The 11,849-nt window shown below is 66.6% G+C and carries 11 protein-coding genes; 10 read left to right on the top strand and 1 reads right to left on the bottom strand.

The features are described from left to right. The gene (locus tag N536_RS0110490; RefSeq protein WP_029113568.1) at window positions 1-1,176 is read left to right on the top strand and encodes a thiolase family protein; all 1,176 of its coding nucleotides are present in this window, start codon (window positions 1-3) and stop codon (window positions 1,174-1,176) included. Window positions 1,177-1,187: 11 nt separating this feature from the next. Then, on the top strand, window positions 1,188-2,372 hold the full coding sequence (locus N536_RS0110485) for a CaiB/BaiF CoA-transferase family protein (protein WP_029113567.1): 1,185 nt from the start codon (window positions 1,188-1,190) through the stop codon (window positions 2,370-2,372). Between the two features lie 29 nt (window positions 2,373-2,401). Here N536_RS0110485 and N536_RS0110480 read toward each other — a convergent pair whose 3' ends face one another. Beyond that, window positions 2,402-3,175: a TetR/AcrR family transcriptional regulator gene (locus N536_RS0110480; protein WP_029113566.1), complete on the bottom strand. Its 774-nt coding sequence runs from the start codon at window positions 3,173-3,175 to the stop codon at window positions 2,402-2,404. Window positions 3,176-3,502: 327 nt separating this feature from the next. On the opposite strand from N536_RS0110480, the gene N536_RS0110475 reads away from it, so the two are divergent. The 8 genes from N536_RS0110475 to N536_RS0110440 all read left to right on the top strand — a co-directional run bounded on the left by N536_RS0110475 (window position 3,503) and on the right by N536_RS0110440 (window position 11,841). After that, window positions 3,503-4,264, top strand: a complete 762-nt coding sequence (locus N536_RS0110475; protein ID WP_029113565.1) for a crotonase/enoyl-CoA hydratase family protein — start codon at window positions 3,503-3,505, stop codon at window positions 4,262-4,264. A gap of 23 nt (window positions 4,265-4,287) precedes the next feature. Next, complete coding sequence (locus N536_RS0110470) at window positions 4,288-5,085, top strand: SDR family NAD(P)-dependent oxidoreductase (protein WP_029113564.1); 798 nt, start codon at window positions 4,288-4,290, stop codon at window positions 5,083-5,085. 27 nt (window positions 5,086-5,112) lie between these two features. Then, window positions 5,113-6,120 (top strand): dihydrodipicolinate synthase family protein, encoded by a 1,008-nt coding sequence (locus N536_RS0110465; RefSeq protein WP_029113563.1) that lies wholly within the window; start codon window positions 5,113-5,115, stop codon window positions 6,118-6,120. A gap of 93 nt (window positions 6,121-6,213) precedes the next feature. After that, a complete protein-coding gene (locus tag N536_RS0110460; RefSeq protein WP_029113562.1) occupies window positions 6,214-7,041 on the top strand; it encodes an enoyl-CoA hydratase in 828 nt (275 codons plus the stop codon). Then, window positions 7,038-8,252 carry an amidohydrolase family protein gene (locus N536_RS0110455; protein WP_029113561.1) on the top strand — a complete coding sequence of 405 codons (1,215 nt, stop codon included), beginning with the start codon at window positions 7,038-7,040 and terminating at the stop codon, window positions 8,250-8,252. Before N536_RS0110460 ends, N536_RS0110455 begins: the two co-directional genes overlap by 4 nt. Before the next feature lie 73 nt (window positions 8,253-8,325). Next, window positions 8,326-9,939, top strand: coding sequence for an acyl-CoA synthetase (locus N536_RS0110450; RefSeq protein ID WP_029113560.1), 1,614 nt, complete (start codon window positions 8,326-8,328; stop codon window positions 9,937-9,939). Continuing rightward, window positions 9,936-10,775 carry an amidohydrolase family protein gene (locus tag N536_RS0110445; protein WP_029113559.1) on the top strand — a complete coding sequence of 280 codons (840 nt, stop codon included), beginning with the start codon at window positions 9,936-9,938 and terminating at the stop codon, window positions 10,773-10,775. The genes N536_RS0110450 and N536_RS0110445 overlap by 4 nt, the downstream gene beginning before the upstream one ends. A gap of 1 nt (window position 10,776) precedes the next feature. After that, window positions 10,777-11,841, top strand: coding sequence for an acyl-CoA dehydrogenase family protein (locus N536_RS0110440; RefSeq protein WP_029113558.1), 1,065 nt, complete (start codon window positions 10,777-10,779; stop codon window positions 11,839-11,841). Window positions 11,842-11,849 lie beyond the last annotated feature (8 nt).

Below are 11,849 nucleotides of genomic sequence, written 5' to 3'. Positions count from 1 at the left end.
ATGTCCACACCCGTCATCGTCGGAGCCGTCCGGACAGCGATCGGGCGGTCCTTCAAGGGCACGCTGGTCAACACGACACCCGAGACGCTGATCACCACGGTCCTGCCCGAGGTCGTTCGACGGTCGGGCGTCGACCCGGCCGACATCGACGACATCATCGTCGCCGAGTCGCATTACGGCGGTGGTGACCTGGCGCGCTACGCGGCCACTGCCACCGGACTGGAGCACGTCCCCGGCCAGTCGGTCAACCGGCACTGCGCGGGCAGCCTGACCGCGATCGGCAATGCCGCGGCACAGATCGGCTCGGGCATGGAGCGGGTGCTCGTGGCAGGCGGCGTGCAGTCGCTGTCGATGACGCCGCTGACGAACTGGCGGATCCCAGGGCCCGAGTTGAAGTTCGAGGAGCGGTGGATGCCGCCCACTCACGTCGAGACTCCGGACGCCCCAGCCAAGGACATGTCAATCACGGTGGGCTGGAACACCGCTCAGGCCGCCGGCATCACCCGCGAGGAGATGGACGCGTGGGCGGCGCGGTCACACCAGCGCGCCATTGCCGCGATGGACGCCGGCAAGTTCCTCGACGAGATCATTCCCCTCAAGGTCGAACTGCCCGACGGATCGGTGATCGACTTCAGCGTCGATGAACATCCGCGCCGCGACACCACGGCGGAGAAGCTCGCCGGTCTCAAGGTGCTTCACCCCGAGATCGAGGGCTTCTCCATCACCGCGGGCAATGCCAGTGGCACCAACGACGCCGCCGCAGCGGTGGCCCTCGTCGAGCAGGGTTACGCACAGGCCAACGGCCTCGCCGTGATGGCCACGGTGAAGGCTTGGGCGGCCGCAGGCGTGGCGCCGCGGGACACCGGCCTCGGTGCGGTGAAGGTCATCGGCAAGGTGCTCGACCGCGCGGGCTTGAAGCCGTCGGACGTCACGCTGTGGGAGGTCAACGAGGCGTTCGCGTCGGTGCCGATCGCGGCGTGCAAGGAGTACGGGCTGGACGAGGAGTTGGTGAACTTCTCCGGCAGCGGTTGCAGCCTGGGACATCCGATCGCCGCCTCCGGTGCGCGGATGATCACCACGCTGATCTACGAACTGCAGCGTCGCGGCGGGGGCATCGGCGTCGCCGCGATGTGCGCGGGCGGTGGCCAGGGCGGCGCAGTCGTCGTCGAGGTCTGACACCGACGGGCATGGTTGGCGTTCTCGATGGGCTGCGGGTGCTCGACTACGGGCGGTTCATCGCCGCGCCTTGGTGCAGCGCACTATTGGCCGACATGGGCGCCGACGTGCTGCGGGTGGAGAAGCGCGAAGGTGGCGAGGACCGCTGGGTGCAGTCCGTCGCGGCAGGCGGTGAGGGCGGCACGTTCCTGCAGTGCAACCGCAACAAGCGGTCCCTGACGCTGGACTCGACGACGCCCGAGGGTGCGGAGGTCACGCGCCGACTGGTCGCCCGATCCGACGTCGTGATCGCCAACATGCCGTTGAAGGGGATGCGGGCCAGCGGGCTGGACTACGACAGCCTCCGCGACATCAAGCCCGACATCATTCTGGCCAGCGCCACCGCCTACGGCGAAGGCGGACCATACAGCGACCGAATCGGTTTCGACGGAGCAGGCCAGGTGATGTCGGGGGCCGTCTACCGGCAGGGATTGCCGGACATGCCGATCCGAACGGTCGTGCCGCAGGCCGACTTCGGCACCGCGCTCACCCTCACGATCGGCGTGATGATGGCGCTCTACCATCGCGTTCAGACCGGGCAGGGGCAGCACGTGGAGGCCGCATTGCTGCCGACCGCGCTGATGCTGTCCAATGCCTTCCTGATCGAGCGCCACCTGCTCGGCGTCGACAAGCCGAGGATGGGCAACCGCGGCACCTCGGTGGCGCCGTGTGACCTCTACGAGGTGACCGACGGCTGGGTGCTGCTTCAAGTCGCGGGTCAGCCGATGTTCAAGCGCTGGTGTCGGCTGATCGGTCGCGAGGATCTCATCGACGACCCGAGATTCGTCGACGACGACTCGCGGTGGGAACACGGCGACTTCCTCAACGACCTGATGCAGGACTGGTGCCGCGGCAAGACCAAGGCTCAGGTGCTGGCCTCGCTCGAGGCGGCGAAACTGCCCGCGGCACCGTTGAATTCCACGCAAGACGTTCTCGACGACCCCCACGTCAAGGCGATGGGCTATCTGAAATCAGTGGAGTTTCCCGGGACCTCACGCGACGTACCGATCGTCGAGACGCCGTTTCGCCTGTCGCACACCCCCGGCGTCATCCGGCACAGGGCTCCGCTACTCGGTGAGCACACCGACGAGGTGCTCGGCGAGATCGGCTATGGCGCAGGCGAAATCAGCGAGCTCCGCGAGCGCGAAATCGTCTGATGCGCGTGGTCGAGGTCGAGGGGAGCCGGCTAGCGCGCGGCGCTGGACTTGGTACGGCGCGGTGTTGCGGCCTTGCGGCGCTGCCCGGCGCCGGACTTCGCAGACGTCTGCTCGATCAGCCGCTCGGCGTGATCGAGGATGCAGTCGAGGCCGTACTCGAAGTTGGTCTCGTCGGAGGCCCCGATCCGGTGCCCCTCATCGGTCACCCGCGCCAGCAGCGGTGTGATCTCGGGGTCGATGACCATGACCTCCTCGAAGTCGCCGGGTCCTCCGTCGGACGACCGGTTCTTGTCGTAGAGGCGTTGCAGCACAACCGATCCGCGCACGTGCACCGACACCGCGGAATAGGTGTCGAAGGCGTCCTCGACCGACAGCCCGGCTTCGACGAGGCTCTCGATCGCCTTCTCCACCGCGACCACGCCGAGCTTGGCGGCACGCGGGCTCAATGCCGAGCGGATGAGGATCAAGTCGCACAGAATCGGGTTGCCCAGGAACGTCTTTCGCATCACTCGGGCGTGGTTGCGCAACGTCTCACGCCAGTCCTTGGCTTCCACGTACGGGGTCGCGAAGACGTACTGCTTCAGCGCGCGGTCCGTCATCGCGTTGAGCAGGTCGTCCTTCTTGCGGAAGTACCAGTAGATGCTCGTCACGCCGACACCGAGGTGCTTGCCCAGCAACGGCATGCTCAGGTTGTCGATGCCGACCTGCTCGGCCAGCTCGAAGGCGCCCTTGATGATGTCGTCGGGGTTGATGGAGCCGCGTTCGCGACGTTGTCGCTTTTCGGCGGTCGCCGGCTTGGCCACGTGGGCACCTCCATCAAGATCGATACCTCTGGTGCCGGTCCCGTGCGGGTTCGGCAGAATTCAATCTACCGGCAACGGGCGGCTGAACCGCCGCTACGAGCGCGTGTCGTGAGCGGCGTCACCGTCGAGCTTACCGGTACCCCTTCGAGGCACGTCGAACGTGCTGGTCAGGAGATCGCAGAGGATAGTTATCGAAAGCGATACGGTAAGTACCACCTGTCGCGGCGGGATGCTCCATTCCCTCGTCCGCGATTACCGAAATACCTATAGTAAGTTTCTCCGGGCAATGGGTTGCCCGACCGAACACGAACAGGCGGAAACAGCCAAGTGGCCGACGAAATTCTGACGGAGCGCCAAGGGCGCACGCTCGTCATCACGATCAACCGACCGCAGGCGCGCAACGCGTTCAACCTGGCCGTGTGCCAGGGTCTCGCCGACGCCGTGGACGAGCTCGACGAAAGCCCCGAGCTGTCGGTCGCCATCGTCACGGGTGCCGGCGGAACGTTCTGCGCCGGCATGGATCTGAAGGCGTTCGCCGCGGGCGAGGTGCCGTCGATCCCCGGCCGCGGAATCGGATTCACCGAGCGGCCGCCCCGCAAGCCCGTCATTGCGGCCGTCGAGGGTTACGCGCTTGCAGGCGGTACCGAGCTGGTGCTCGCCACCGATCTGGTCGTCGCGGCGAAGAACGCAAAGTTCGGCATCCCGGAGGTCAAGCGAGGCCTGGTGGCCGCGGGCGGTGGGCTGCTGCGGCTGCCGCATCGCATTCCATATCAGAAGGCACTCGAGCTCGCGTTGACCGGCGACAACTTCACCGCCGAGGAGGCCGCCGATTGGGGCTTCGTCAACGTACTGACCGAGCCGGGGGAGGCACTGGCCGGTGCGCTGGCCCTGGCCGAGCGCATCACGGCCAACGGTCCGTTGGCGGTGGCGGTGACCAAGGAGATCATCGTCAAGTCGGCCGAGTGGAGCGAAGCCGAGATGTGGCAGAAGCAGCAGGAACTCATCATGCCGGTGTTCACGTCCAAGGACGCCATGGAGGGCGCCGTCGCGTTCGCCGAGAAGCGCGCGCCCAACTGGACCGGTTCCTGACGATCCGCCGCTGAGGCCGCGCCGTGGATCTGGGGTTCGCCAACGCGACAGCCGTCGTCGTCGGCGGTGGCCGCGGCATGGGGCTTGCGACGGCCCGCTGTCTCGCGGAGGACGGGGCGCGGATCGCGGTCGTCGGCCGCTCGCAGGCCGTCCTGGAAGGGGCCGCGGAGGAGTTGCGGAACAGCGGCAGTCCGGACGCCATCGGCATCGTCGCCGATACCGGTGACGCCAGTCGGGTGGACGAGGTGTTCGCCGAGCTGGCGCAGCGCTGGGACGGCGAGCTCAACGTGCTCATCAACACCGTCGGCCCCAGTGCCGCAGGCACATTCGAGGAACTGACCGACGAGCAGTGGCGCGCGGCCGTCGACGACGGCGTGATGGGCATGGTGCACTGCGTGCGCTCGGCCCTGCCGCTTCTGCGGAACGCGCAGTGGGCGCGCATCGTCAACTTCTCGGCGCACTCCACGCAGCGACAGAGCGTCCTGCTGCCCGCCTATACCGCCGCCAAGGCGATGGTGAACAGCGTTTCCAAGAATCTGTCGCTGCTGCTGGCCAAGGACGAGATCCTGGTCAACGTCGTGTCGCCGGGCAGCATCGCGTCCGAGGCGTTGGTCGGCTGGGCGGCGTCGGTGGGTGTCGACGGCACCGACCCGTACCGGCTGATGGAGGCCATCGACGAACACTTCGGGCATCCGGCACACCTGCCCCGCGCCGGCCTGCCCGACGAGATCGCACCCGTCGCCGCCTTCCTGGCGTCGCGACGCAACTCCTACATGACCGGGGCGAACGTGAACGTGGACGGCGGGTCCGACTTCATCTGAGTTGTCAACCACGGCAAGGGAGCACGCATGGCGACGGCGAAGGACGCACGGGAGTGGGCGCGGCATGCGTTGCGGGGCATCGGCGATTCCCTCTACACACCGTTCCAAGGTGACGACGGCGACGACATCGACTGGGATGCCTACCGCACGCTGGTGCGCTACTGCGTCGGAGACCTCGGTCACGAAATGCTCTGGTGCACCAGTGGCTTGTCGGAATTCTGGGCGCTGACGCTCGACGAGCGCAAGCAGCTGCTCGACGTCGCGATCGCCGAGGCGCGCGCCGCGAACCCCGACGTGGTGATCCAGTCGTGCACCTCGTCGATGTCGGCAAAGGACTGTCTCGCGCTGACGCAGCACGCGCAAGACGCTGGCGCCGACATCGTGTACCTCCAGACGCCGATGATGGAGGTGCACGGCGGTGAGGGCGTGCTGAACTTCTTTCGCTACATCGCCGATCGCACCGACATCGCTCTCGGCATGTTCAACTCACCGTCCTCCGGTTACGTACTCACGCCGGCCGAGAGCGCACGCATCGCCGCAGAGATCCCAGCGGTGTGCGCCACCAAGGAGGGCGCGTTCCGTCCTGCTGCCAGCCGGATGCTCCACGACCTGGCGCCGGAGCTGCAGATCTGGGAATGCGACAGGACGGTGTACCGGGCCGGGTGGTTGCGCGACGGCATCGTCTGCTCCGCGCAACTGGGCACCGCCGGGTACCTGTTCGAGACACCGCAGCGTCGGGTGTTCACGGAGTACTGGAACCTGATCTGGGACGGCAAGCTGATCGAGGCAATGGACTACGCCAGGGTCTCCGGACTGGACCGGTTCGACGCGGACATGGGCTCCTGGTTCACCTGCTACCCCGGTCGCGCGGACTACTTCACGCACTGGGGCGCGGCGTTCAAGTACGCCGCATCGGTGCTCGGTCTCCCGGTCGGCGATTACCCCCATTCGCGGCCCCCGCAGGCGGCATTGCCCGAGGCGGCGAAGACGCAGATTCGCAAGGCCTACCAGAACTTTGGGTTGATCGGCGGATGACCGGTTCCCGCCTTGCGGAAGGCACTACCGATAGGTGTACAGTATGTCCATACTGCCAGTTGAGGACCCGTTCGAGTAGGTGAGGTTGGCGCAGTGACCATCCCGGATCAGAAGAGCCCGGTGCTCTACGACGCTCGCGACAGCGGGGTGGCCGTGGTGACGCTGAATCGGCCCGACCGGCTCAACGCCTGGGGCGGGGGACTGGCGGCGGAGTTCTACCGGTGCATCGACCGCGCGGAGGCCGATCCGGCGGTGCGCGTGATCGTGCTGACGGGCAGTGGGCGGGCGTTCTGCGCCGGTGCCGACATGGGCGACCTCGACGGGATCGGCGGCGCGGACCCGTCATCCGGAGACACCGACGTGACTCAGTTGGTCGGAGAACGTCACCCGCACTTCGTCACGGGCATGCGCAAGCCCATCATCGCGGCCATCAACGGTGCCTGCGCGGGCATCGGGCTGACGCAGGCGCTGATGTGTGACGTCCGATTCGCCGCCGCCGGTGCCAAGTTCACCACCGCGTTCGCCCGCCGCGGCCTGATCGGCGAGTACGGCATCTCGTGGATCCTGCCGCGCGTCGTGGGCTGGAGCGCCGCGCTCGATCTATTGCTGAGCGGCCGCACGTTCCTTGCCGAGGAGGCAGCGGAACTCGGTTTGGTCAAGGAGGTCGTCGCACCCGACGAACTACTGACCCGCACCCTCGCCTACGCCGAGGACATGGCCGCGCACTGCGCGCCGAGCGCGATGGCCGTGATCAAGCGTCAGGTCTACGACGACGCACTGAGGGACGTCGAAGCCACCAGCGCGCGCGCCGAGAAGCTCATGCACGAATCGATGCAGCGCCCCGACTTCATCGAGGGCATCACCGCCTTCTTCGAGAAGAGACCGCCCAGTTTTCCGCCGCTCAAGGAGGACGCGCCATGACGGACCCGATCACGCTCGACTACCCGGCGATCGACGTCGACAACCACTACTACGAACCGGTGGACTCCTTTACGCGGCACCTGCCCAAGGAGTTCAAGCGCCGCGGCGTGCAGATGGTCGCCGACGGCAAGCGCACGCTGGCCGTGATCGGCGACCGGGTCAATCACTTCATCCCCAATCCGACGTTCGACCCGATCATCGAACCCGGCTGCCTGGATCTGCTGTTCCGCGGCGAGATTCCCGAGGGGGTCGACCCCGCCTCGCTGATGAAGGTCGACCGGATGGCGAACCATCCCGAGTACCAGAATCGCGATGCGCGCGTGAAGATCCTGGACAAGCAAGGGCTCGAAACCGTCTTCATGCTGCCGACGTTCGCGTGTGGCGTCGAAGAAGCGCTCAAACACGACGTCGACGCGACGATGGCGTCGGTACACGCATTCAACCTGTGGCTCGACGAGGACTGGGGATTCGACCGACCCGACCACCGGATCGTCGCCGCGCCGATCATCTCGCTCGCCGATCCGGTCAAGGCAGTCGAGGAAGTCGAGTTCGTCCTTGCCCGCGGCGCGAAGCTGGTGTTGGTGCGGCCCGCGCCAGTGCCCGGCGTGGTGAAGCCGCGGTCGTTGGGTGACCCGCTGCACGATCCGGTCTGGGCGCGGCTGGCGGAAGCCGGTGTTCCGGTGGGGTTCCACCTCAGCGACAGTGGCTATCTCGCGATTGCGGCGCTGTGGGGTGGCAAGGCGACGTTCGAGGGATTCGGCAAGAAGGATCCGCTCGACCAGATCCTGCTCGACGACCGTGCGATTCACGACACCTTTGCCTCGATGATCGTGCATCAGGTGTTCACCCGCCATCCGAAGTTGAAGGTCGCGAGCATCGAAAACGGTTCCTACTTCGTGTACCGGTTGATCAAGCGCCTGAAGAAGGCTGCCAACACCGCGCCGTATCACTTCACCGAGGACCCGGTGGAGCAGCTGCGCAACAACGTCTGGATCGCCCCGTACTACGAGGACGACGTGTCCGTGCTCGCCGACACCATCGGGGTGGACAAGATTCTGTTCGGCTCCGACTGGCCGCACGGCGAGGGTCTCGAGGAACCGCTGAGCTTCATCAACGACATCCCGTCCTTCCCCGAGTTCAGCGCCGAAGACATCCGGAAGGTCATGCGGGACAATGCGCTTGACTTGCTGGGCGTGAAGGTTACTTCTTAATGCCGAGCAGACGTAAATGCCCCCTTCTGACGGCGTGTCGGGGGACATTTGTGTCTGTTCGCGGGGGAAACCCATGAGCGAATGGACCATTGGTGCGGTGCTCGACGCCATCGCCGACGCCGTGCCCGACCGTCCGATGACGATCTGCGGGGACCGGCGGAGCACGTTCGCCGAAACGGCTGACCGCACCCGTCGGCTGGCGAACTTCCTGGCTGGCAACGGCTTCGGTGCGCACCGGGAACGTCACCAACTCGAGCAGTGGGAGTGCGGGCAGGACCGCGTCGCGCTGATCATGCACAACGACCTGTACCCCGATGCGGTGATCGGATGCCTCAAGGCCAGGACCGTGCCGGTCAACGTCAACTACAACTACACGCCGCGTGAAGTCGCCGAACTGCTCGCCTACGTCAAACCACGCGCGGTGATCTATCACCGGTCGCTCGGGGCGAAGTTCGCCGACGTCCTGCCACCCGACGGCTGCGATCTGCTGATCGCGGTCGACGACGATACCGACGCGTGCGCACTTCCCGGCTCGGTCGACCTGGATGACGCACTGGCACAGGGTGATACTGATCGGGCCATTAGCCCGTCACCCGACGACCTGCTGATGATCTGCACCGGCGGGACTACCGGCCGGCCCAAGGGTGTGATGTGGCGGCAGGCCGACACCTACGTGGTGAGCATGAACGGCGCCGATCACGACGCTGCCGAGGAGATCCACGCCAAGGTGGCGCATGCCGGGCCGCCGTGGTTCGCGGTGTCGCCGCTGATGCATGCCGCGGGCATGTGGACGGCCTTCGCCGCCGTCCTCTCCGGGCAGACCGTCGTGCTGTACGACCGGACCAGATTCGACCCGCGCGTCGTGCTCGAGACCGCCGAGCGCGAGAAGGTCGGGATGATGACCATGGTCGGCGACGCCTACGCCGCCCCGTTGGTCGACGAGCTGCGAGCCGGATCCTACGACCTGTCGTCGATGTTCGCCGTCGCCACCGGCGGAGCGGCGACCAATCCGAAACATCAACGAGCGCTGCTGGAATTGCTCCCGCAGATCACCCTCATCAACGGCTACGGCTCGTCGGAGACGGGGAACGTCGGCTTCGGGCGCAGCCAACGCGGAGCCGAGAAGGACACGTTCGAACTGCGGGACGGCGCGCTGGTGCTCTCCGACGACTACGGCCGCTTCCTCGCCGCCGGCGAGGACGAAATCGGTTGGGTCGCGCGGGCAGGGCGAATTCCGTTGGGCTACTTCGACGACCGCGACGCCACCCGCAAGATCTTTCCGAACGTCGACGGCCAACGGGTGGTGATCTCCGGCGACCGCGGGGCACTGGCCGAGGACGGCACCCTGCGGTTGTTCGGCCGCGATTCGCTCGTCGTGAACACCGGCGGCGAGAAGGTGTTCGTCGAGGAGGTCGAGACCGTCGTGCGTGCACATCCGGGGGTGGCCGACGCGCTCGTCGTGGGCCGGATCAGCGAGCGGTGGGGCCAAGAGGTGGTTGCCCTCGTCGAGGTGCACCCAGGTGGATCCACCACACCGGACGAGCTGGCCGCACTGTGCACCGAGGCGTTGGCACGGTTCAAGGCGCCCAAGGAGTTCATCTTCGTCGACAAGGTCCGTCGCCTCGGCAACGGCAAGGCCGACTACCGCTGGGCGAAAAGCGTTGCAACACAGGAGGCAATGGCATGACGCACAGGGCCATCGATTGCCTGGTCAACGTGCACTTCGGGGAGACCGAGCAGCAACCCGGGTGGATGGTGAAGGTGCGCGACGACTACTTCAAGGGCCCGGAGTCGATGTTCGCACCCGTCGACATGTCCGAGCTGCTCGACGAGATGGACGCCCAGGGCGTGGCCAGGGCGATCCTGATGGACAACCTGGTCAAGCCGTCGGTCACGGCGCGCAAGTTCGTCGAGGCCAGGCCCGACAGGTTTGCGTTGGCGATGGGCGGCGTCAACCTGCTGCGGCCCGTCCCTGCGCTGCGTGAACTCACTGCGATCACCAAGGATCTGCCCGTCGCGTACGCCGCTGTAGGACCGAGCTTCTGGGGCGACGGCCAATATCCGCCCAGCGACGCGGTGTACTACCCGCTCTACGCCAAGTGTGCCGAGATCGACCTACCGCTGTGCGTGAACACCGGCCTGCCGGGACCGCCGATTCCCGGTGAGGTGCAGAACCCCATTCACCTCGACCGGGTGTGCGTGCGCTTCCCCGAACTGAAGCTGTGCATGATCCACGGCGCCGATCCGTGGTGGGACGTCGCGATCCGGCTGCTGATCAAATACGAGAACCTGCGGTTGATGACGTCGGCCTGGTCGCCCAAGCGATTGCCCGAGAGCCTGCTGCACTACATGCGGACCAGGGGACCGAAGAAGATCATCTTCGCGTCCGACTGGCCGGTGTTGAAGATGAACCGGGTGGTCCCCGAGGCGCGCGCGCTGGATCTGCCTGCCGACGTGCTCGAGAACTATTTGTACGACAACGCGAACGAATTCTTCTTCGCGCGTCTTTCGGAAGGGCAGTGACGTGGACCGCTACGAGTTGCGCAGGGAAGACTACAGCCTCTCCGAAGACCAGACGGATCTTCAGGCGGCCTACCAGAAGTTCTTCAAGGCCAACTGTTCGATCGAGGTGGTTCGCGCCGCCGAGGCAGTTGGTTTCGACAAGAGCCTCTGGGAACGCTTGTGCGCCACCGGTGCAACGACCATGGCGTTGCCCGAGGCCGTCGGCGGCGACGGCGCCACGATGGTCGACCTCGCCCTGGTCGCCGAGGAGGTCGGCCGCGCGATCGCACCCGTCCCGTGGATCGATCACGTGTGCGCGGCCCGACTGCTCGCCAGGCTGGGTGCACTCGACGACGGCAGTCCGATCGTCAGCGGAGAGCAGATCATCGGCCTGGATGCGCAGGTCGAGAGCACGAGCGGTAGCCGGTTGATTCCGATCGGCTCGATCGCCGATCAGATCGTGCTTCGCGACGGCGAGGACGTCGTACTCCTGACCTTCGGCAGCAGGCCCGCACGGGTGGACAACATCGGGAAGCTGCCGATGGCGTGGGTCGATCCGGCCGCCGCGGACAGCAGGACCGTGCTGGCCAGTGGGGCCGACGCCATGGCGAGTTATCGACTCGCGCTCGATGAATGGCGCCTGCTGACTGCCGCTGCGCTCGCCGGCCTGGTCGAGGAGACCATGACCATCGCCGCGGAGTTCGCCAAGACCCGCTACACGCTCGGCGTCCCGATCGGGACACTGCAGGGCATCTCGCATCCGCTGGCGAACATCGCCATCGCGGTGCAGGGCGGTCGCGGCCTGGCCCGACGCGCCGCGTGGTACCTCGACAACGAGCCGGGGGAGCGGCCAGAACTCGCGCCGTCGGCGTTCGTCTTCATGGCCGAAGAGGCGGCGAAGGCCGCGACCATGGCGGTGCACGTCCAAGGCGGCCTTGGTGTCTCGGCAGAGGCCGCCGCCAGTGCGTACCTGGTGCGGGCCAGAGGATGGGCACTCGCGGGTGGTGACCCCGGCGCGAGCGCACAGCAGATCGCGCGGATCGTCGCGGACCGTGAAAGCGCTGCTACGACCACGGTTTCGGTCTAAGGGGAGAC

This window comes from Mycobacterium sp. URHB0044 (genome assembly GCF_000620625.1).
Lineage (GTDB): Bacteria > Actinomycetota > Actinomycetes > Mycobacteriales > Mycobacteriaceae > Mycobacterium.
The sequence above is the reverse complement of the archived record's forward strand: the minus strand, read 5'-3'. Positions and strand labels throughout refer to the sequence as shown.

Excerpts from the sequence above, each read along its gene's own strand:
- N536_RS0110455 (WP_029113561.1), top strand. The coding sequence starts at position 7,038 with ATGACGGACCCGATCACGCTCGACTACCCGGCGATCGACGTCGACAAC.
- N536_RS0110485 (WP_029113567.1), top strand. The coding sequence starts at position 1,188 with ATGGTTGGCGTTCTCGATGGGCTGCGGGTGCTCGACTACGGGCGGTTC.
- N536_RS0110490 (WP_029113568.1), top strand. The coding sequence starts at position 1 with ATGTCCACACCCGTCATCGTCGGAGCCGTCCGGACAGCGATCGGGCGG.
- N536_RS0110445 (WP_029113559.1), top strand. The coding sequence starts at position 9,936 with ATGACGCACAGGGCCATCGATTGCCTGGTCAACGTGCACTTCGGGGAG.
- N536_RS0110450 (WP_029113560.1), top strand. The coding sequence starts at position 8,326 with ATGAGCGAATGGACCATTGGTGCGGTGCTCGACGCCATCGCCGACGCC.
- N536_RS0110465 (WP_029113563.1), top strand. The coding sequence starts at position 5,113 with ATGGCGACGGCGAAGGACGCACGGGAGTGGGCGCGGCATGCGTTGCGG.